Origin of the sequence: Negativicoccus succinicivorans (assembly GCF_018372215.1) — a bacterium.
In the GTDB taxonomy this organism is placed as follows: Bacteria; Bacillota; Negativicutes; order Veillonellales; family Negativicoccaceae; genus Negativicoccus.
In genome coordinates this window covers 1-21,138 of the sequence record NZ_JAHAJN010000014.1, presented here as the reverse complement: position 1 = coordinate 21,138, position 21,138 = coordinate 1, and the positions used below count along the sequence as shown (strand labels likewise).

The window sequence follows — 21,138 nt, the reverse complement described above, 5'->3', positions numbered from 1 at the left end:
CCTGAGCCAGGATCAAACTCTCCATGATAGTTTGATTGCTCATTTGTTGCCTTGTTGCCAAGGACTTTTTGTAATTGACTCGGGTCTGTATATCAGACCAGCACATTGGCGTTAATTCTTTGCATTGTTCAGTTTTCAAAGAACCGCGTCGCTTCATGCGACTTGATTATAATAGCATCTCTTTTTTCCGGTGTCAAGCCTTTTCTTCAAAACTTATTTTTTCCAGTCGATCGGCCATGTCGATGATAATATCACGACATTCCAAATGCTCCAACCATTCTTCCGGAATCCGATTACGCCGAGCTTCCGCTGTAACCAATTGCGCGCAAATGCCGGCCGTTGAATCCGAATCACCGCCGTGATTCAGCGCCGCCAACACGGCGTATCGCGAACCGGAATAGGCCAACGCGCAATACAATGCAATCGCCAAGGTTTCTTCGGCCACGAAACCTTCGCCGAGTGCTTCCAGCCCCGGCAAATAGTACCACCAATCATCGGCTCCGGCTTTTTTACGCAATGCAGGTACGTTAGCCGCTGCTTTTTCTGCGGCCACGATAGCGTCATATACTTCATCTGCGTTTTCTTTTACGCGCAATATTTCCTTGACGACTTTTCCCGCCTGCCGCAATGTGTGTCCGTCGCAAAGCAAGGCCAGATACGACGCCATCGCGCCGGCGGCGATATATCCCGACGGATGCGAGTGGGTAATCGCGGCGCAAGCGCAGCCGTTCTCATAAGCGGCTTCCGGATCGCCGTGAAAATATAAACCGATCGGCGCCACACGCATGATACCGCCGCAGCCCTTGCTGTCGTTAAGCGGCTGCGTCATGCTGCGGTCCGCCGGATCACGCAATGCCGTAAGGCAGGTCATACCGGGATGACGCCGCTCTTGCAAACGATGATCTTTCGCTAAATTATACGTCGTTTCGTAAGGTTGTTTTTTGAGCCAGCTTTTTTGCCCGCGCCGAGGTTCTTCTCCCGTTTGCATGTAGTACCAGCGCATGTACGAACGGTAGAGACCTTTCGTCAAAGCATCCCCGCGCTGCCGCGACCAGAAGATGCCATCAATGGTAAAAAGCGTCATCTGCGTGTCGTCAGAAATCAACCATTCACCCGAGCCGTCTAAGCTCAAAGGACCGCGCAAACCGTGCGGACCGTAGTTTTCTTTGATCGTTTCCACGTCGTCAAATTCAACAACGTAGCCAATCGCATCTCCGGCGGCGCCAGCGAGCAGGATATCGCGAAACGGTACAGTACTCATTCGTCTTCCTCCTCCAACAGCTCATAATCTTGCGCCATCCAACGACGGCTGGTAGTAAAGGTAATGGTCAGCCACTTGCGTACCGATTTACCGCCCAGGGCCTTATCAATCTCATCACGAATACGGTCGAGATCTCCCACCTCCTGGATCGGGTAATTTTTCGGAATTAAAATATCGATATCAATAAAGACGATTTTGCCGTACCTTTGCACGGAACTCACGTAGTCCTTAAAACGGTAGCGGACCATGAAATCGTCCATCACTTCATGAACTTTTTCATGCAAACCCTCCGGCGCCATGCCGAGTACCTGCCTTACCGCAGGTCCCAGAATATTGAGCGCAACCGGCAGCATGGTCAATGACAAAATGATTAGTATCACCGGGTCGACGTATACCCCGTAATGCGCATACGATGTTTGTTCAAGCAGGTAGGCCAAGCCGAAACTGATAAACAAACTGGCGGCGAAACAGGCATCGACGAGCCAGCTCATATTGTCAAAATGAATCAGGCTGGATTTCAGTTTCCGATTTACTCGATGCACATAGAGATAATACCCCATGTTGGCAAACGTGAACGTCAAAGCGTAAATAATCGCCAAGCCGAAGTTCATCTCATTGCCGCCGCTGAAAAGACTGATCATGCCGTTCAAAAACGCGTAGACAACAATGATCAGCGTGAAGCCGCCTTCTGCCGCGAGCACGAGCGGTTCAAACTGCCAATATCCGAATTGAAATTTTTTGCTCGATTCCCTCGTTGTCAGACGCGAAGTCATGATCATTAAAATCTTAATAATGACTGCCACAAACGAGAAAATCCCGTCAATCAAAATAGCATGCGAGTTCGTGAGCAGGCCGAACCAGGTCGCCGCGACGGCAATCAGACCCATCAGACCCGCCGACTGCCAAAGTAAGCGTTGCTCTGTCGCGTAACGTTGTTCCGCCGTTAAACTCGTTTCCATAAATAGTGTAAATCCTTCCCGTAAAATCTGTTCACAAGTGTTTAATATAAATAAGTGGTATTTTCCACCATGTCCTTATATTATACTACATCTATTTGACTTCTTGCGTTTAATTTTCCTAAAGAGTTCAATGTGAGTTTTTTACGGGTGCGGTTTGACGAACGAGAATTTCCGCGCGACAAACCGATTGACTGAGCGGCGCCATTTTCATCAGCGTGATTTCCGTCGCGTGCGGGTGGCCTTCCCATGCGGCAAATAGTTCCAGCAAATTAAAATAATCGCCGACCAATGTCATCTTCCATTGCTTGGTCTCGTCCGCAGAAGGAATCTCTTCGCTGCTTTCCATTTGCACGTGCGCCCGGATCGCGTCCGCTTCCCAGTCGATCATTCGCGCGGCTTCTTTTTGATATCGTTCCTGTTGTGCCAGCTGGGCTGTCAGTCGTTCGATTTCATGCGCCTGCGCCGCTTCTGCTCGGATAGCGTCCGCGCTCCGCGTTTGCCAGTGGTATCCGCCGCCGAACGCGCCGACAGTCAGTAGCCAGAGTACCGCCAACAGCAGCAAAGGATATTTAGTGACGGATGGCATTAGCTTCCTCCTCCGCATGACCCAGCCACAGCGTAAAAGTATGCGCCGCCGCTACATGACGATCGATTTTACTTCGTACCGGTCGTTCCAGACGAGCGCTTAAATATTCACTCCAATCATGTAAGGGCGCGCCCGACTGAAAATTTCCGGTGACAATAATGTCCTCATTTTCTGTGCGAATTTCCGTCAGCGTCACATCGGCGGGACAGGAGTCGCAAATCACGAGCAGCAGTTTGCTTGCCGTTAAGCGCGTTCGCTCATGTTCTTGCCGATCGTGTACCGCCGTCTGATACGCGGCTGCCTGCGTGCGCAGTGCCGACAGTTGAGCGACCGTCGTTTCGTTTTGTAACGCGCTCATTTCTTTTTGATACATGGTGTAATGAAATACCGCATACCCGAACGCGAGCGCCAGAATACAGAGGCTTCCCGCCAACGCGAGTCGAAACCAAGACGGCGCGAGGTGCGGCGCGGGATTTTCTAAACGAATCGTTTGGCAAAGCGCGGCATTCTCCGGCCGTTGCGCCGCTCGCGCGGCGGCTGCCGGCAGGTACGCGACATCACGCCATGGCGAAGGCGTATCCCCGAGCAGTTCCGCGGGAATGGTCGCGGGCCAAGGTCGAGTCGCGCCGACATCACTCGCCGCGCCCGCGCCATGCACGTAGATGGCTTCATCTTCAGGCGCGGACGCGTCGGAATGCGTTGCGGCGATCGTATTCGGACGCCAATCCGTCCACACGCGCTCGTGATACTCCGCCACCATTTGGGAAGCGGCGCAGTAAACCGTTCCCGCGGAGTCCGCCAGCGCTTCCCCCAGCGCGACGATTTCCGGAACTACGATCACGTGTTCCACGCCCAATGCCGCCAAGCGCTCGTCGGGCGCCGCGTCAGACGTCATCGCCGCCATCAGGACACGAACGCGCTCCTCCGTCAACGGAACCGAACGCGTGCCGATCCATGGAACCGCTACATCCGGAAAGAAACGTTCGCCTTCCCAGCGCAGCATTTCTCGCAACTCACGTTCATTGAGCGCTCCCATTGCCACCGTTTTATACCGCACCGCCGCGGGAGATGCCGTCATCACCACCGTATGCAGCGGCACATGCCATGTTTCCGTCAGCGCTCGCCGCGTTTCCTCCAAGTCATCGGCGGCATGCGGCAACCAAATCCACTGCGCCGGTCCGCTGGCTTTTTCCCGCACGCACAATAAACCGTCACCTTCCCATGCCAAAAATGGCAACGGCGAGGAGGCAAATATTCGTTTACCCGCGCCGGTCAGCTTCTGCATTCGCTGACGCCAATTTCCCATTTGCCTTCTCCTTTCGGTACGCAGTTAATTTTAATGACAAGCGTGATTCGTTCCGCATCGTGCACGGCGACGCTGGTAATCGTCGCCCGCGTGCCCTGCGGATCCACCGTCACGCGATTTTGATAGCCGTCGCGAACCGCCAGCTCTTTCGTCACCACATTGTCAGGCAGTCCTTGAGCGGCGCAACGTCCGAGTGCCCAGTTCAGCCCGCTTTCCGCGACGTAGCGAGTTTGCAGGCCCGTCACGGTATACGCGCTCGCCGTACGCACCGCAGATGCCTGCTGCAACACAAGCCCGGCAAGCGTCAGCAGTCCGCATAGCGCGACGCACCACCAAAGGAGCACGCTGCCGCGGTGCGATTCAGCGCACGACATAGGTCTCTCCCACGCGGTACCACTGCGCGTACGGCAAAACCGCCGTGCGGTACGTCTGTTGACGCGCGCCGTATACCCAGGTAAATTGCGCCGTCACAAGGCCTTGATCGTCCACCGCAAACATTTTGTCACCGTCTTCTTTTCCCGGAAGAAATCGCGGCCGGTTGGCCGTGCCGTCGCCCGCTTCCGTCATCGGCTGGCGCTGCCCGTTTTTCAATTCCAGATAAAGCGCGCCGCTCGCGTAAAAAGCGTGTCGCAAATGATTCGGCGTCACAAAAACGTATTGATTCTTTCGTCCCGGTCTTGTTTGCGACGTGCCGGACCACAAATAGCTGTCCAGCGTTCCTAAAATGAACCGGCTGTCCTCGCTGATTTTAAGTTCCGTCCCAAGTCGCTGAAAGGTTTGCAACACGCCGCGCACCCGCGGCGCCAATGCCGCGCTCAACAGTCCGCAGAGCAACAGGGCCAGCAAAAGCTCCCAAAGAATATAGCCAGCGTGTTTACGCATGTGTGTTTCCTCGCGGCAGCCAAAGCGTCACCGCATCCGCGCCTCGTGAACCGCTGACCGTGATTTCATAACCGTAAACGCCCGACTCCGCCGCCTCTGTACCGACGACATCGATCGTAAAGGGATGCGCATTGTATTCTTCGGTAACGCTGTAACCGGCGGGCGCGCCGTCGACCAGGTAGGCGTATTTCAATTTTTCCGCCGCCTCCTGCAACAGCGCCGCCCGCTCCGTTTGCTCCCGACCGTCGGCCGCGTTATGCACCGCGCCCAAAACGGTGGCGGCGAGCGTTCCGCCGACCACCGTCATAATCAGAATTAAGAAAAGAACTTCCGGAAAAATAAAGCCTCGCGATTTTGTTTTCATTGCACGCGTACCCGCCCTGTCTGTGCGCTGATGATAATTTTTTTACGTTCATGATGACGATTTTCCAAAACGATTTGGTAGTTTCCGCGGTAACTTTGCATCGGTCGGCCGTTGCTTTGAAACTGGACCAGCTTGGATTGCCCCGCGCTGAATGAAATCCCCTCCGGCAAGACGGCGCGTTGACCGATACGCTTATTTTGCGCCGTTACGTAGTACATCGCCGGGCGATGATCGACATTGAGATGCAGGGTCGGCATATTGCTTTGCGCGCCGCGGTTTTGTTGCGCGAGCGCTTGCGTCTGATGGATAGCGGCGCAAAGCGCCGAGGTCGCTCGCAATAAAGCCTGCCGATCCTGAAACGCCGCATACTCTACGGCGGACCAGGCGGTAAAGGTCCCCACTAAAGCGATCGCCACCAGCATTTCCCAGAGCAAATAACCGCGATTTGATTGTTTATCCATAACCCAGCCAACTTCCTACCGGTGTCGCTAAGCCGACCGCCAACGTCAAAAAAGGTCCGAACGGAATTGCCTGACGGCGGGAAGAAAATCCGCGGCAAAGGATGCCGAAGCACGCCCCCAAGAGCGCCGCCAGCCACAGCAGTAAAAACGTTTGCAGCGGCGACAACCAAGCGGCGAGCGCCGCGTAATACCAAATGTCGCCCTGTCCCATGCCGCCGCGCGCGAGTCCGTATAAAACGCCGGCCGCGACAACCGCTAAAAGGCTTGCCGTCAATGCACTCAGAAAATGTCCCGCAACGATGCTTTCCGCGACGCCTGCCAGAAAAAGCAAAAGTGAAAGTCGCCTCGGCAGCACGCCATAGCGCGCGTCACAAAGCGCGGCGAGCAAACTCAGTCCGCACAGTACCAACGTGCCGATGAGCGAACGCCCGGCATTCAGACCGGGCAATAGGCTCAGCGCCGCTAAAAAACCGAAGCCCCATTCCGCGCGCGTTAACCCGCGACGCGGCGTAAAAGGCTCGGCCCACTCCGCGGCATAACGCCTTCGATACGCTTCCGCCCAACGCCATATGCAGGGTCCCGCGAGACAGGGCCACAGCAAAACGCCGACCGCGGTCAGCGTCATTTGCCGCTCGGTCCGCCGTGCGAGGAGTATGTCGTGCCTTTATAGCTATACGTGACTTCTCCCTTCGTCGCCAGTTTGCTCGTGTCGTAGCTTTCATCATCCGGCGCTTTCGGAACCGCTTCCAAGTACCCTTTGCCCGCGTCGGTCGTATTTACCAATTCGTCCAGGGAACTCGGGTATTTGCCCGTGTCCACCTGGTACATCGCCACCGCCGTTCCGACACTGTGCAAATCCGCTTGAATCTTCGCCACTTTGGCGCGATCCGCCGCGCCGCCGAACTTCGGTATAACAACCGTCGCCAAAATCCCGATGATGGCAATTACAATTAACAATTCGATCAAAGTAAAACCGGCATGTTTGCGTTGTTTCGTTCTTTGCATGGAAATCATCCTTTCTACATCGGAGCCGTTACCACATCGATAATCGGCAGTAAAATGCTGTACATTAAAAATCCTACCCACAATCCCGTCGCCAACAAAAGCACCGGGCCCAACCATGTTTTCAACTGTTCCCAGCTGCGCGCGCTTTCCTCTTCGTAATACGCGGCTGTCTCCGCCAAGAGTTCCTCCAAACGTCCGCTTTCCGTGCCCACGCGCACCATGTGAAGATACACCGGCGCGGTGATGTCCGCCGCTTGCAGCGCCGTCTCCAACGCGCGACCGTTGCGCACGGCGGTGCGAGCGGTAAGCAAGCGTTCCCGGTATAGCGGATTAGTCACCGCCGCCGTCAGACGCAATGTCTCCGCAAGATCCAAACCGCTTTTTAACAAAAGCGCCTGCACCTGCGCCATGCGCGCGTACATAGGCGCGCGAAATAAAGTAAAACGATCCGCTTGGCGCGCGACAACCATTCGTCCGGTCGGCGTCATGGCCAGCGCGACGATCACACCCAAAACCAGAAACAGCGCGAGCGCGATCAAAAGCACATGGGAATGAAACCATTGCGCCGTCGTTAGTACCGTTTGCGTCACCGCCGACGGCTGCGCGCCGAGATCGGCGAACAGGTTCGCAAAAGTCGGCAAAATCCAAATCACGGAAATCCCGCCGACTAATAATCCCGCAAGCATCACCAGCAACGGATAGCTGTACGCCTCCCGACGCAAACGCTGCAGTTTTAACTGATTGCGATAATAAAGCGAAGCGTATGTTAAATTCTCCGCCAGCACGCCGGCCGCTTCGCCCGCTTCCACCAGCGCGATCAGTAGCGGCGGGAAAGCGCGCGCCGTTTGCAAGGCTTGCCGCAACGTGTCACCCGTCTCCACCGCCGCGCTGACATCGGTTAACGCTTGTTGCAAGCGGGGCGGACCCGTTTCACTCAGCAAGCGCAGCGCCGTCAACACGTCAATCCCGGCGCGCAACAATGTCGCCCACTGTTGGGTAAAAAGCGCCAAGGTGCGCGCCCCGAGTTTTCGTTGCGAAATTTGTTCCCACGCATTGCCGCGGCGCAAACGAACCACATACCAGGAACGCGCCCGCAGCAACGCCGCCGCGTCGTCTTCAGAAGCGCTTTCAATCCAGCCCGTGCGCCGCAAATGTTGCGCCTCATCCAATGCTATATAGTGGTATCGCTGCATTGCCGCCATTGCTCCTCAAGATCGTCTTTTTCGTCGGCGGAAAGCATTTGCCGCGCGCGTTGCAGCGCCTGCGCAAATGTTTGCGCCTGCACACCGCCCGTTTGTAAATAACCGTTCAATTGCGCCTCTTTGCCGTCACGCACCAAACGTGACAAAGCCGGCGTCCACCACGCGTACGAACGCAATAATACGCGGCGCGCGCCGACCGGAAGCAGACGCTGCGCGACAGCCAGCCGCAATGTCGCAGCGATTTGGTACCGCACTTGCGTTTGCGCCGCCGCGGGGAACGCGTGCACCATCCGCCCGATCATGGCGGGCAGTGTTGCGCTGTGTACGGTAGCCAACACGAGGTGACCGGTCTCCGCCGCCGTCAACGCCGCGTGAATCGTCTCCGGATGACGCAATTCACCGATGACCAACACATCCGGATCCGCTCGTAACGCTTCCCACACGCCGCTCGTGAAATCCGCCACGTCCGTGCCGACAGCGCGTTGACGAATCAGACAACGGCCGGCGGGTAAATATAATTCCGGCGGATCTTCCAGCGTAATCACATGCCGCGAAAACCGTTCATTCATTTGCGCCAAAACATGCAATAACGCCGTCGTTTTGCCGCTGCCGGTCGCGCCGCCGATCAGCACCAAGCCCTCATTTAACGCGGCGGCATCCGCCAAAAGCGCCGGATCGGGATCCGCCGGTAAATCGTCCAAACCGTACAAAATTCGCACGCCGGCGCAAAGTTTGCCACCGGCGAAAAAGAAAGAAAAGCGCAGCGGTCGATTTTCACGGCAAACAATATCAAGATGACGTTCGGAACGCAGGCTGGTTTGCTCATCTGCTGTTAAAAAATGAGCGCACCAGGCATCCCACACCGCTTCGCTGATGATATCTCCGCTGTTTTCCAGTCGTCCTTCCCGCCGATAATAAATCGGCTCTCCCGGAGTCAGGTGAATATCACTCGCCTGGCGTTGTAACGCCTGAGCCAACCAATCCGCCTGCCAATTAACTCGCAAAAAAAGCCGCCTCCTCTACACCTACCTCGCCTTTCTCGATCATCTCACGAACCTGCTCCGCGAGCGGAAAGCGCGTCAAACTGCCGCACAACGAACGTAACCCGGAAACACCTTCCGGCAACGCCAGTTGATTTTTAATGCGCTCATCCAGCGGCAACATTTCAAAAATACCTGTCCGTCCGGCATAGCCGGTCGCGTGGCATTGCTCGCAACCGCCGCGCGTAAATAAAGCGTTATCGGCACTCTCCTCAACCCATGGCGTAACGCCACGGTAAGGTTGTTTGCACGCGGGACATAAAAGACGCAGCAAACGTTGCGAAATCACCAGCGTCAGCGACGCCGCCACAAGATACGGCGCGATTCCCATTTCCACAAAACGCAACGGTATTTCCGCCGCCGTATTGGCGTGCATCGAGGACAACACCAGGTGACCTGTCAGTGCCGCGCGAATCGCGATTTCCGCCGTTTCACGATCGCGAATTTCGCCAACGGCGATCACATCGGGATCTTGGCGCAAAATACTGCGCAGTCCTTTGGCGAATGTGAGTCCGCTTTGTTCATTCACTTGCACTTGATTCACGCCGGGCAAATGATATTCAATCGGATCTTCAATCGAGACCAAATTGCGCGCGCTGTCATTCAAAAAGGCGAGTGCCGCCGCCAGCGTGGTGCTTTTGCCCGTTCCGGTGGCGCCGGCAACCACGATCAGTCCCGCGCTGCGTCGCAATTCGCGAACCAACAGCGACTGCGCCGCCGGCAACAGGCCGAGCCTTTCCAGTTGCGGCACAAATAGCGGATTACCTAAAATTCTAATCACTATTTTTTCACCATAAAAAACCGGTAACGAAGAAATACGTAAATCATATTTCCTGTTACCGGTTTCAAAAGTGCAACTGCCATCTAAGGGCAATCGTTTTTCCGCCATATTCATATGCGCCAGCGCTTTGATATAATTCGCCACCGAGGGCGCAAAAGTCCCGGGGAGTTGCGTTGTTTCCCAAAGTTTGCCGTGAATGCGAAAACGCACGCGCAGCTCGTTCTCTTGCGGTTCAAAATGCACATCGCTCGCGCCGTCAGCCACTGCTTGCGTCAGTAATGCGTGCACCGCTGTCTTAGGTGTTGCCATCTCCTGCGCCGTCATGTCGTCGCTGCTCCTTTATTCGCAACATAAATTTTCGTCTATTATATTTTTATACTATCTCACGAAAATAAAAAGTCAAGGAGATTTTTCGCTGTAGCGACGCGACCTTTTCCTCGCTGTTTGACGAGCTTAAAAAGACTCCCGCAGTCCTTTTTTTCAGTTGCCGGATATGCATTTCAACACCGAGACTCTCACGCACGGCAAAACCTTTTTGAAAACTGCCATATCCAAAGTAATCGGTGAAAATTCAAAATACTCCAGCGAGCACAACCGCTAATCCCGCAATAAAAAAGATCCCGAAAACTCGGGATCTTTTCACGTTACGCGTTTTTCGTGCGTACGCTATGATGCTTTTTGCCGTCATAGTTGCGCCATACCACCCACAACGAGGTCGCGATGCACAGAGACGAATACGCGCCGCTGATGAAACCCACCAGCATGACAAGCGCGAAGTTTTTCGTGGTCTCGCCGCCGAAGAAATACAGCGAGCCGACCGCGAACAAAACCGTCGTCAATGTGTAGAAACTGCGCGTAATACTTTGCTTAATACTGTCATTCGCGAGCGTTTCGTACGAATCCGTTTTGCGATGCGTGCGCAAGTTTTCGCGGACGCGGTCGAAAATAACGACCGATTCGTTCATCGAGTAGCCGATAACCGTCAAAATCGCCGCCAGGAATGACGCGTCAATTTCCAGCTGGAACAATGCGAATGTGCCCAGCACGACTAAGATATCGTGCGTAATCGCGATGATACAGGAAATGCCGATCCGGTATTCAAAACGATAGGAGATGTACGCGATCAACGCGGCGAAAGCGACCAGCAAATTGATCAGCGCGTGTTCAGTCACTTCCGAACCGATGACCGCGCCGACCGATTCGATACGATTCACATCGACATCGCCCAATTTTTGTTGCACATGAGCTACGACCGCATTCGTTTCTTCCGCCGACAGGTTATGCGTGCGAATCATCACATCGTGACCCGATTCGCTGTCGACATTGCCGGAAAGCTGGATCGTGCTGGCGCCGAGACCGTCGTCGGTGACCGCCTCACGCACTTGCGCGACCGTCACGAGCTGCGCGAAATTCAGGTCGATAATCGTGCCGCCGGTGAAATCAATGCCCCAGTTGAAACCGAACATCGCGATCGCGATGATGCAGGGAATGACAAGCAGGGTCGAGAATGTAAACCAAATTTTACGATAGCTGACTACATTCCACTTCCAATTCATTTGGCATAGCCCCCTTTCCGCGCTCCGAAGAGCCAGGGATTATGCACAATGTTGGCGTTGATGAGCATCATCAGCAGCGTTCGACTGACGGTGATCGCCGTGAACATGCTGACGAGCACGCCCAAACCGAGCGTAATCGCGAAACCTTTAATCGTGCCGCTGCCCAAAACGAACAGGATCAGCGCGGTAATCATAACCGTCATATTCGCGTCGAAAATCGTCGCGAACGCGCGTTTGAAACCGGCCTGAATCGCCAGACGCAATACTTTACCGGCCACGATTTCTTCCTTAAAGCGTTCGAAAATCAGAATGTTCGCGTCGACCGCCATACCGATGGAAAGAATGATACCCGCGATGCCCGGTAGGGTCAGTGTCGCATGCAGTAATTTTAAAATCAAAAGCAATAACAAAACATAGACGAGCAACGCCACATTGGCGATAAACCCGTTCACGCGATAAATCAAAAGCATGAAAAGAGTGATCAACGAAAGGCCGATCGCGAAGGCCATGACGCTCTTATCTTTGGAGTCCTGACCGAGCGACGGTCCGACGGTACGAACTTCCATAACGTCGACTTTAACCGGCAACGCGCCGCTGCGCAAAAGAATCGCCAAGTCTTTGGCTTCTTCCAGCGAACGGTTACCGGTGATGACTGCTTTACCGCCTAAGATCGGTTCGTTCACGACCGGATTTGTCAGGACTTCGCCGTCCAATACGATCGCGATATGACGACCGACATTTTGCGTGGTCAGATCGCCGAATTTTTTCGCGCCCTGATCATTAAATTCGATGGCGACTAAAGGTTTATTTCCCTGTCCCAATTCTTCTTTCGCTGTCGCCAGATCTTCACCCGAAAGGCGGACATTGCCGTCCTCGTCTTTGAACTGCAGGATCGCCGTCTTGCCGATCGTTTTGATCGCCTGTTCCGGATCGCGTTCGCCCGGCAGTTCGATGATGATACGACGCGAACCTTCGCGCTGAATGATCGGTTCGGTCAAACCCATTTCATTGATACGACGTTCCATGATCTTGACGACCTGTTCCACGTCCTGATCGGTAACGGCGTGTGCGGGCATATCTTTCGCTTCCAGCACGATATGCGTGCCGCCTTGCAGATCCAAGCCCTGTTTGATCGATCCCGCCAAGTCGCCTACTTTGAAAACAAAGAGGCCGATGATGACAGCGATCGCCAATAAAAATTTTAACAACTCATTGATACGCAAAACTTATTCTCCCTCCCCGCCGGTCACCTCGCGGTGTACCAGGCGGTCTCCGTGACTACCGCATCTACCGTTACGTCGTTCGGCGTAAGCGGAATCTGCGTGACGAGAAAGGCCTCGGTGCAAATACCGAGTGTCTTTGCATTTGTATGTACCAGCCAGCGGTCATAGTAACCGCCGCCCATGCCCAGGCGCGCTCCGTTGCGTGTGAATGCCAAGCCGGGAACCAACACCAAGTCGAATTCCCTCGGATCCATCACCGCGGTGGCGCGCGGTTCGCGAATCTCCCAGCGGTTCAGCGCCAAATCTTCCCATGAAGTCAGCTCGACCGCGTCCATGATGCCGAGCGTGGCCGTGAGTTTCGGCACGGCAACGGTTTTCCCTTGAGCGAGCGCGGCGCTAAGCACCGGATCAATATTGATTTCCTGCGACATCGCCAAATATCCGAAAACAACATTCGCGTCGCGAAACATCGCGGAATCCGTGATGCGCTCGCAAATGGCGCGGCTGACGGAAGCGGGCTCGAAGTGTTGCCGTTGTTCCAAAAGAGGACGGCGCAACGCTTTTTTCTGCGCTTGCGCCGCTGTCATTTCAGGCATCACGGTTGGCCGCTTCCTGCTCTGCTTCGACTTCTTTAGCGACCGGTTCTTCTTTTTCTTCCGATTGGAATTTATGAATCGCCGCTTTGGCTACTTTAATTTCCACTTTCGGAGCGATCTGTAAAAGGACCCATTCATTTTTAATCGCCTTTACAGTACCATACAGTCCGCCGACGGTAATCACCTTGCTGTTGCGACCGAGACGTTCTAAAAACAGCTTACGTTCGGACTTTTCCCGTTTCTGCGGACGATACAGTAAGAAATAAAAAATGGCGATCATCAACAAAAACGGCCATGCGGCATTAATTAACGGCATAAATTGTTGCATATTTGCACCTCCTTAATCGTATCTTATCTTATTTATTTTATCATATTCAAAGGCTCTGCGAAAATCTTACGCGCATCTTTTTCTAGCGTTGCCACTGCGCCCAAAAATCACGCTGAAAATCGCCGAACCGATCTTCCAAAATCGCTTCCCGCAAACCGCGCATGAAACTCTGCAGGAAATGGATATTGTGCACGGAAAGCAGACGGAACGCGAAAATTTCTTCCGCTTTGTACAAGTGGCGAATGTACGCCCGCGTATAATGGCGGCACGCGTAGCAGTCGCATTCTTCGTCCAGCGGTGAAAAATCGCGCTCGAACTGTTTATTTTTAATATTCAGCCGGCCCGTTTTCAACATCGCCATGCCGTTACGCGCGACGCGTGTCGGATAGACGCAGTCGAACATGTCGACGCCGCGCGCCACCCCTTCCACGAGACAATCCGGCGTGCCCACGCCCATCAGGTAGCGCGCCTTATCGCGCGGCATCAGATGCGTCGTGTAGTCCAGCATTTCATACATCAGATCGTGCGGCTCGCCGACGCTTAAACCGCCGATCGCGAAACCGTCAAACGGAAGCGCCGTGATCTCCCGCGCGCTTTGCGACCGCAGGTCGCGATACATGCCGCCCTGAATAATCCCGAACATGCCTTGTGCCGGATGCTCATGCACTTCCAGACAACGATTCGCCCAGCGCGTCGTGCGTTCCGTCGACTGCTTGGCGTACTCGTAGTCCGCCGGATACGGAATGCATTCATCAAAGGCCATCGCGATATCCGCCCCGAGATCCATCTGCGCGCGCGTCGCCACTTCCGGCGACAAAAATTGCTTGGATCCGTCGATATGGGAACGGAAATAAACGCCTTCCTCTTTGATCTTGCGCATCGCGCCCAAGCTGAACACCTGGAAGCCGCCGCTGTCGGTGAGCATCGCGCGCGGCCACTTCATAAACTGATGCAGGCCCCCGGCCTCTTTGATCAATTCCGTGCCGGGACGCAAAAACAAATGATACGTGTTGCTTAAAATAATGCCCGCGCCGGTTTCCGCCACTTCCTCCGGCGACAATGTTTTGACCGTCGCCTGCGTGCCCACCGGCATGAACATCGGCGTGTCAAAACTTCCGTGCGGCGTGTGGATGCGACCGGCGCGCGCGCCGGTTTGCGCGTCTTCATGTACTAATTCATAGGTAATAACCGCCATATTCCACCTACCGTATCCACATCGCGTCGCCGAAACTGAAGAACCGATACTTCGCCGCGACCGCTTCCCGATAAGCGGCGAGCACATGGTCTTTACCGGCAAACGCGGAAATCATCATCAAAAGCGTCGACTGCGGCAAATGGAAATTAGTCACCATCGCGTCGACGATTTTAAACTCATACCCCGGATAAATAAAAAGTTCCGTCGCGCCGCTTCCCGCTTTCACAACGCCGCTTTGCCCCGCCGCCTCCAGCGTGCGCACCGACGTCGTGCCGACCGCGACGATCCGCCGTCCGGCCCGTTTCGCCTCATTAATCAGCCGCGCCGTTTCTTCACTCACGTTATACGTTTCCGAATGCATGTGATGCGCTTCGATCTGCGTCACCGAAACCGGCCGAAACGTGCCCAGTCCGACATCCAACGTGACGTAGCAAACGGTCGCGCCGCGCGCGGCGATTTCTTCCAGCACTTCCGGCGTGAAATGTAATCCCGCCGTCGGCGCCGCCGCCGACCCCGGCGTTTTACTGTACACGGTCTGGTACCGTTCCCGATCCTGCAAGCGCTCGTGAATGTACGGCGGCAACGGCATTTCGCCGATTTCGTCCAAGCGTTCATAAAAATCGCCGTCATAAGTAAACTTCAAAACGCGTCCGCCAAAGTCCGTGCGATCTTCCACCGTCGCCGTCACGCCGGCGTCAAAGGTAAGCGCCGTGCCCAGCAACGCTTTTTTGCCCGGCCGCACCAACACTTCCCAACGGTCTTCGCCCAGCGGATGCAGCAGCAGGACTTCCACCCTGCCGCCCGTCGGCCGTTTACCGTAAAGCCGCGCCGGAATGACGCGCGTATTATTAAAAACCCACACGTCATCGGGGCGCACGTCTGCTAAAATATCCCGAAATGTTCCCTGTTTCGTAGCGCCCGTTTGACGATCCAAAGTGAGCAGTCGCGACGTGTCGCGCGGCTCGACCGGAGTTTGCGCGATCAGCTCCTCCGGCAAATCATAATTAAATTCACTGACGTTCATATCTGACCTTCGTTTCAATACATTTTTTCAATGGTGACACCCGTATAGAAGTGTCGTAAAATTTCCCGATAATGATGCGGATCACGCGGCTTTTGCTGCGCCATGATCTGCGCGCCCCATTGGGACATGCCGACGCCGTGGCCATACCCGTAACCGATAATTTTCAAGCGATCGTTCTTGCTGCCTTTGACGATATCGAACATCGTGCTTCGCAAGTCGAACATCTGCTGAAAACGGTTGCCGCTGATCGCCACCGCCTGTTTTTTACCGGCGATCTGCAAGGTGCGAACGCGTCCCGAAACAGTTCGGTCAAACGCTTTCACCGGCGCTTTTTTCAGCTTGGACAATTTAATATTCTTAATTTTGCCGACATCTTTACCGTAGGCCGCCAGCGCGCTCTCCAAATCAGCGAGCGAAATTTCTTTTTCCCAGCGTTGTTTGGTGAAATCGTTCAACGGCTCACTGACCGCGCGCAAGTAGGGCACGAAATTATCCCAGACATTTTCACTGTCTTCCGTGTAGCCGCCCGAATGCGCACAAAATACCGCGTCAATCGGTTCGCCTTTGTACAAAATCACTTCGCCCGCCGTATCATTGACGGCTTGCGTGGATTCCGGAGCTTCCGCCGCGACGCCGCCGTACACTTGCGAAACGATAGTGTCGTAGACGTCAAACCCCTGCGACGCGTAATTATTTTTATGATTGAGCGCGTACGTGCGAGCCGCCACCGCTTGCGCCCGCAATGCGTTCGGCTCCCACGACGCCGACATTTCACGCGGCACGACGCCGTAGAGATACTCTTCCATGCCGACTTCATTGATCACCGTCACGCCGTCATGCCCCGGCGTCCGAATCAATTTCAGCGCGCCACGATATTCGTTGCCGTCCACCGCGACCAGCGCGAACCCTTCCGGTCGGATATACACCGTTTCGCCGACTTTTTTACCGTCGAGCGTAATGGATTTCGCGCTTACGCCGATGCGCAAGGTGTCGCCTTTGCTGAATGTTTTCCATTTTTGCGTGCCGTTATACACCGTGTACGCGCCATTGATGCTCACTTTCGGTGAATGAGCGTTGCGCATCAGACCTACCAGCACGACCGGTTCATTTTCCGTGATCGGTAAGACTTGTCGGAGATCGCCCCGTTTGTCTTTCGCTTCTGCCCGAGGAGACGTTGGCGTCTCGTAACGTCCCATCTTCACTTTCGCCGGCTTTTTCACCGGCACTCCTTTCACCACACGCGTGCTTTCCGTACGCGAACGCGCGCCCGGCGAACCTTTCACGCCCGCCGCATCCACGGTCGCCGCCGTGCCGAAAAGAAGCGCTCCCGTCAAAATAACCGCGCAGCATTGCTGCCATCGAACCATAATTCACCGCCTTGTAAATAACTGTAAGACAAGCGTCAGAACGATCGAAAGCAAAATCGATGTTCCGAGCGGAAAATAAAACGTAGTATTGCCCTTGGTAAATGAAATATCTCCCGGCAATTTGCCCAACGGTAAAAAGTGCCCGCCGAAATGCATGCACGCGCCGATCAAAAATAAAACGGCGCCGAGGATCATCACCATTTTACCCATGACGCGCCTCAAACAAATCGCCGTCCGACGTCTGTTGCGGCATCGCGATGCCCAGATGCGCGTACGCCGCCGCCGTCGCCACGCGACCGCGCGGTGTGCGATGTAAAAATCCATTTTGCATCAGGTACGGCTCGTACACATCTTCGATCGTCGCCGTTTCTTCACTCACCGCGGCCGCGATGGTGTCGAGCCCGACCGGACCGCCGCCGAACTGACGAATAATCGTCGCGAGAACCTTGCGGTCAATCGCGTCCAAACCGGCATGATCGACTTCCATCGCCGCCAGCGCCAAATCGGCAATCTCCGACGTGATGACGCCGTCCGCTTTTACCTGCGCGAAATCGCGCACGCGTTTCAACAGGCGGTTCGCGATACGTGGCGTGCCGCGCGAACGCCGAGCAATTTCCGCCGCCCCTTCCGGCGCCATTTCAATTCCCAATAATTGCGCCGAGCGCGTAATGATTTTTTCGATTTCCCCGGGTTGGTAATATTCCAAGCGATGAATGACGCCGAAACGATCGCGCAACGGCGCCGCCAACGCACCCGCGCGCGTCGTCGCGCCCACCAGCGTGAACGGCGGCAAATCAATGCGAACCGATTTCGCGCCCGGACCTTTCCCGATCAAAATATCCAACGCGAAATCTTCCAGCGCCGGATATAAAATCTCTTCCACGCTGCGGGAAAGGCGATGAATTTCATCAATAAATAGTACGTCGCCGGTTTCCAAATTGGTCAACAATGCCGCCAAATCACCGGGACGTTCAATCGCCGGACCGCTCGTGATCCTAAGCGGCACCTCCATTTCGTTGGCGATCACGCCTGCCAGCGTTGTTTTACCGAGCCCCGGCGGACCGTATAAAAGCACGTGATCCAAAGGTTCGCCGCGCTGTTTCGCCGCCGCGATATATACTTCCAAATTGCGCTTGAGCGTTTCCTGTCCGATATAATCGGCCAAGTGCCGCGGTCGCAACGACTGTTGCCAACCGTCGCCGGGCGTTTCCTCGCGCGCGATAATCCGTTCGTCTGCCATCGTCATCCTCTTTCTTTACCGAGTTGCGCCAACACCGCGCGCAGCAAGCGGTCCGTTTGCGGATACTGCGCCGCCAGCTTTTCCGCCGCGCCGCGCACTTCCTGCTCCGTATAACCGAGCCCCACCAGAGCCTGCACCGTTTCCGCCACCGGCCCCGTCGCGCTTTGCGCTGTCGCGACGTCTTCCGGCCAATCCACCGGCGCGCCCGACGCCGCGGGCACTTTGTCCTTCAATTCCAACACCAGACGTTCCGCCGATTTTTTACCGATCCCCGGCAACTTCATCAGCACCGCTTTATTGCGAATCCGAATCGCTTCAAAAAAGGCTTCCGGCGCGATCGCGGAAACAATGCCGATGGCGACTTTCGGTCCGACGCCCGACACCGTAATCAGCATGGTAAATAAATCATATTCCGCTTCGCTCGAGAATCCGTACAGCGACAACGCGTCTTCGCGTACCTGCAAATAAGTATACAGCGTTACCGTCTCACCGAGTCCCACGGCCTCGCGCGTGGAGGCGGGAAGGCGCAACCGATACCCGATGCCGCCGACATCCAACAGGCACCAATCCAGTTCCAGACGCGTAATTTTTCCATGCAAATAACCGATCATTTGGGTAACCCCCAGCGTTCCGCTTGTCGTTCCTGCAATAATGTGCAAATCGCGATCGCGAGCGCGTCCGCCGCGTCATCCGGTGAAATTTTTTCACGGATCCCGAGCAAACGCATCGTCATCACAATCATTTGATGCTTGGTCGCGCGCCCGTAACCCACGATTCCCTGCTTCACCTGCAAGGGCGTGTATTCCGAAACCGGCAACCCCGCCAATCGCGCCGCCAGCAAAATCACGCCGCGCGCTTGCGCCACCGTGATGGCCGTCGTCACATTTTTATTAAAAAACAACTCCTCCACGCCCACGCGTTCCGGCTGATATTTTTCAATCAAGTCGACAAGGCCGTGGTAGAGAGTCGTCAGGCGATCGGGCATCGGCGTATGCGCCGGCGTTGTCAGCACACCGTAGTCGATGACTTGCAACCGACTGCCGTTACGCTCCACGACGCCGAAACCGCAGATCGCCGTTCCCGGATCAATCCCTAAAACACGCATGATTTCACACCTTTATCCATATTTCTTTTATTATAGCATACCCGCTGTTTTAAAATGCTTGCGGATCGCCGCGCGCCGCCGCGTTTCACTTAAAAATAACGCGGAAAATATAAAACAAAAAAAGAGCCGTCCGCAGACGACTCGCTTTTTATTTGCCGTGTCCTTTTTTAACTAAATACACCGTGACGTCGCGCCGTCCCCACTGTATCGCCTCATCATACGACTCCATCGCGACATCAATCGTCTTGCCTCGAATCGCGCCGCCGATATCATCCGCCAACGCGTAGCCGTAGCCTTCCACATACAGCAGTGAACCCAGCGGAATCAAGCTCGGATCCACCGCGACATGCCCGCGCGAAAGCAAACTGCCGCGCGCCGTATGTGATCCCGTGCCGCCGTTTTGCGAAGAATACGCCGACGCGTGCATCGTCCATTTATGCAAATATTTTGACGGCGCGGGCGTCAGTTTCGCCGATTCGTTCCAGAAAAATTCGTCCGCGACGCCGTTCGCCGACACGCCATGACTCTTTTGCCAATCCTGCAACGCGCTTCGCGTCGCGCCGCCGAACGTCGCGTCAATGATCCCGACATCGTAACCGTTTTGCACTAAACGGCTTTGCAAAAGTCGCACATGTTGGCCCGAATCGCCCTGCTGCAAACCGATTTTACCGGCGGAGCGAGACGATTTTTTCAGCGCGTGCGCCTTGTCGCGATTACTTTCCGCCGCGGTCTTTTTATGCGCCGCGCGCTCGCGCATGCCTTTCACCGCGCCGCGCGAGATAGCGTTATCCCGTCCGCGCGTGAGTAATGACCAGGTTTTTTCATCGATCGCGCCGATCACTTGCAAGCCGTGCTCCCGCTGAAATGTTTGCACCGCTTTGGTAAGTTGTTCTCCATACACGCCGTCGGGCGCGCCGACCTCGTATCCTTCCGCGGCGAACAGTTGTTGCAAAGTGACTATATCCGCGCCCAAATTGCCGGGAGCGTACAAGATGCCGCCACCTTCGCGCGGCGCGTCCGTCTCCGCCAAGCGCGTCAACATCGTTTCATCGGCTTGACCGGTAACGGGAAGTCCCTGATCGCGTTGGTATAAACGCAACGCTTTTTCCGTCGTCGAACCGAACACGCCATCCGCTTCCCGCGCGAGGTAACCTTCTTCGATCAACGCCTCTTGCAAACGCTGCACGGCGTCTCCCGCGTCGCCCTTTTGCATCGCCCATGTCGAGGTGCTCGCGCCGCAAACGCAAAGACAGAAAACAAGTCCTGCTATGATTCGTCTCAATTCGTCACCACCTTAACTTTTACTATTTTACTATGCGCATCAATTTTCTGTCAAAACTATACCTGAATGATCTCTTTTTGTCATATGGCTTCATCTGTTAGAAATAGCAAAAGAAGGCATGACGTCAGCATGCCAACGCGAACGGAGATTGACCGACGGCGCGCCGTCATGAAACGCATACGGCAACATGCGCCGCGCCGTGTTTCGCTACCATATTTCGGCAATAAAAAAAGATGGCGGAAAACCGCCATCTTTTTAATAGTCACCAATTAGAATTTGTAGGACAATTGTACTTTGGTGAGGTCGTCGAGGTCAGCGCCGTCTTTGGTTTCCGCGCTGAATGTGCGGAGACCTTCGAGTTTGACGTTTTCAGCA

At 55.0% G+C, this 21,138-nt stretch carries 25 protein-coding genes; all 25 read right to left on the bottom strand.

Annotated features, from left to right (window positions below; all coding sequences use genetic code 11):
* Window positions 1–193 precede the first annotated feature (193 nt).
* Window positions 194–1,261: an ADP-ribosylglycohydrolase family protein gene (locus tag KIB08_RS06640; RefSeq protein ID WP_303991127.1), complete on the bottom strand. Its 1,068-nt coding sequence runs from the start codon at window positions 1,259–1,261 to the stop codon at window positions 194–196.
* Complete coding sequence (locus tag KIB08_RS06635; RefSeq protein WP_303991125.1) at window positions 1,258–2,220, bottom strand: cation diffusion facilitator family transporter; 963 nt, start codon at window positions 2,218–2,220, stop codon at window positions 1,258–1,260. The genes KIB08_RS06640 and KIB08_RS06635 overlap by 4 nt, the downstream gene beginning before the upstream one ends.
* A 127-nt stretch (window positions 2,221–2,347) precedes the next feature.
* Window positions 2,348–2,806 (bottom strand): hypothetical protein, encoded by a 459-nt coding sequence (locus KIB08_RS06630; RefSeq protein ID WP_303991124.1) that lies wholly within the window; start codon window positions 2,804–2,806, stop codon window positions 2,348–2,350.
* The gene (locus tag KIB08_RS06625; RefSeq protein WP_303991122.1) at window positions 2,790–4,112 is read right to left on the bottom strand and encodes a hypothetical protein; all 1,323 of its coding nucleotides are present in this window, start codon (window positions 4,110–4,112) and stop codon (window positions 2,790–2,792) included. The genes KIB08_RS06630 and KIB08_RS06625 overlap by 17 nt, the downstream gene beginning before the upstream one ends.
* Window positions 4,079–4,486: a hypothetical protein gene (locus KIB08_RS06620; RefSeq protein WP_303991120.1), complete on the bottom strand. Its 408-nt coding sequence runs from the start codon at window positions 4,484–4,486 to the stop codon at window positions 4,079–4,081. The genes KIB08_RS06625 and KIB08_RS06620 overlap by 34 nt, the downstream gene beginning before the upstream one ends.
* Window positions 4,473–4,994, bottom strand: a complete 522-nt coding sequence (locus KIB08_RS06615) for a hypothetical protein (protein ID WP_303991118.1) — start codon at window positions 4,992–4,994, stop codon at window positions 4,473–4,475. The genes KIB08_RS06620 and KIB08_RS06615 overlap by 14 nt, the downstream gene beginning before the upstream one ends.
* Entirely contained in the window at window positions 4,987–5,358 is a 372-nt protein-coding gene (locus KIB08_RS06610; RefSeq protein WP_303991116.1) for a type II secretion system protein, read from the bottom strand. Before KIB08_RS06610 ends, KIB08_RS06615 begins: the two co-directional genes overlap by 8 nt.
* Entirely contained in the window at window positions 5,355–5,819 is a 465-nt protein-coding gene (locus KIB08_RS06605) for a pilus assembly FimT family protein (protein WP_303991114.1), read from the bottom strand. Before KIB08_RS06605 ends, KIB08_RS06610 begins: the two co-directional genes overlap by 4 nt.
* Entirely contained in the window at window positions 5,812–6,444 is a 633-nt protein-coding gene (locus KIB08_RS06600) for a prepilin peptidase (protein WP_303991112.1), read from the bottom strand. Before KIB08_RS06600 ends, KIB08_RS06605 begins: the two co-directional genes overlap by 8 nt.
* The gene (locus KIB08_RS06595) at window positions 6,441–6,824 is read right to left on the bottom strand and encodes a type II secretion system protein (RefSeq protein WP_303991110.1); all 384 of its coding nucleotides are present in this window, start codon (window positions 6,822–6,824) and stop codon (window positions 6,441–6,443) included. The genes KIB08_RS06600 and KIB08_RS06595 overlap by 4 nt, the downstream gene beginning before the upstream one ends.
* Before the next feature lie 14 nt (window positions 6,825–6,838).
* Window positions 6,839–8,026 (bottom strand): type II secretion system F family protein, encoded by a 1,188-nt coding sequence (locus KIB08_RS06590; RefSeq protein ID WP_303991108.1) that lies wholly within the window; start codon window positions 8,024–8,026, stop codon window positions 6,839–6,841.
* Entirely contained in the window at window positions 7,996–9,030 is a 1,035-nt protein-coding gene (locus tag KIB08_RS06585; protein WP_303991106.1) for a type IV pilus twitching motility protein PilT, read from the bottom strand. The genes KIB08_RS06590 and KIB08_RS06585 overlap by 31 nt, the downstream gene beginning before the upstream one ends.
* The gene (locus tag KIB08_RS06580; RefSeq protein ID WP_303991104.1) at window positions 9,020–10,171 is read right to left on the bottom strand and encodes a GspE/PulE family protein; all 1,152 of its coding nucleotides are present in this window, start codon (window positions 10,169–10,171) and stop codon (window positions 9,020–9,022) included. Before KIB08_RS06580 ends, KIB08_RS06585 begins: the two co-directional genes overlap by 11 nt.
* A 320-nt stretch (window positions 10,172–10,491) precedes the next feature.
* A complete protein-coding gene (secF, locus tag KIB08_RS06575) occupies window positions 10,492–11,403 on the bottom strand; it encodes a protein translocase subunit SecF (protein WP_303991102.1) in 912 nt (303 codons plus the stop codon).
* The gene (gene secD / locus KIB08_RS06570; RefSeq protein WP_303991100.1) at window positions 11,400–12,626 is read right to left on the bottom strand and encodes a protein translocase subunit SecD; all 1,227 of its coding nucleotides are present in this window, start codon (window positions 12,624–12,626) and stop codon (window positions 11,400–11,402) included. Before secD ends, secF begins: the two co-directional genes overlap by 4 nt.
* A gap of 23 nt (window positions 12,627–12,649) precedes the next feature.
* Entirely contained in the window at window positions 12,650–13,222 is a 573-nt protein-coding gene (locus KIB08_RS06565; protein ID WP_303991098.1) for a 5-formyltetrahydrofolate cyclo-ligase, read from the bottom strand.
* Window positions 13,215–13,550: a preprotein translocase subunit YajC gene (yajC, locus tag KIB08_RS06560; protein ID WP_303991096.1), complete on the bottom strand. Its 336-nt coding sequence runs from the start codon at window positions 13,548–13,550 to the stop codon at window positions 13,215–13,217. Before yajC ends, KIB08_RS06565 begins: the two co-directional genes overlap by 8 nt.
* Window positions 13,551–13,632: 82 nt before the next feature.
* Window positions 13,633–14,745, bottom strand: coding sequence for a tRNA guanosine(34) transglycosylase Tgt (gene tgt / locus KIB08_RS06555; protein ID WP_303991094.1), 1,113 nt, complete (start codon window positions 14,743–14,745; stop codon window positions 13,633–13,635).
* A 7-nt stretch (window positions 14,746–14,752) separates the two neighbouring features.
* Entirely contained in the window at window positions 14,753–15,769 is a 1,017-nt protein-coding gene (gene queA / locus KIB08_RS06550; protein WP_303991092.1) for a tRNA preQ1(34) S-adenosylmethionine ribosyltransferase-isomerase QueA, read from the bottom strand.
* 14 nt (window positions 15,770–15,783) lie between these two features.
* Entirely contained in the window at window positions 15,784–17,136 is a 1,353-nt protein-coding gene (locus tag KIB08_RS06545; protein ID WP_303991090.1) for a SpoIID/LytB domain-containing protein, read from the bottom strand.
* Between the two features lie 3 nt (window positions 17,137–17,139).
* Complete coding sequence (locus tag KIB08_RS06540) at window positions 17,140–17,346, bottom strand: DUF2905 domain-containing protein (RefSeq protein WP_303991088.1); 207 nt, start codon at window positions 17,344–17,346, stop codon at window positions 17,140–17,142.
* A complete protein-coding gene (gene ruvB, locus KIB08_RS06535) occupies window positions 17,339–18,376 on the bottom strand; it encodes a Holliday junction branch migration DNA helicase RuvB (RefSeq protein WP_303991086.1) in 1,038 nt (345 codons plus the stop codon). Before ruvB ends, KIB08_RS06540 begins: the two co-directional genes overlap by 8 nt.
* Window positions 18,377–18,378: 2 nt before the next feature.
* Window positions 18,379–18,987 carry a Holliday junction branch migration protein RuvA gene (ruvA, locus tag KIB08_RS06530; RefSeq protein ID WP_303991084.1) on the bottom strand — a complete coding sequence of 203 codons (609 nt, stop codon included), beginning with the start codon at window positions 18,985–18,987 and terminating at the stop codon, window positions 18,379–18,381.
* Window positions 18,984–19,481: a crossover junction endodeoxyribonuclease RuvC gene (gene ruvC, locus KIB08_RS06525; protein ID WP_052099466.1), complete on the bottom strand. Its 498-nt coding sequence runs from the start codon at window positions 19,479–19,481 to the stop codon at window positions 18,984–18,986. The genes ruvA and ruvC overlap by 4 nt, the downstream gene beginning before the upstream one ends.
* Window positions 19,482–19,629: 148 nt before the next feature.
* Complete coding sequence (locus KIB08_RS06520) at window positions 19,630–20,763, bottom strand: peptidoglycan-binding protein (protein WP_303991081.1); 1,134 nt, start codon at window positions 20,761–20,763, stop codon at window positions 19,630–19,632.
* Window positions 20,764–21,138 lie beyond the last annotated feature (375 nt).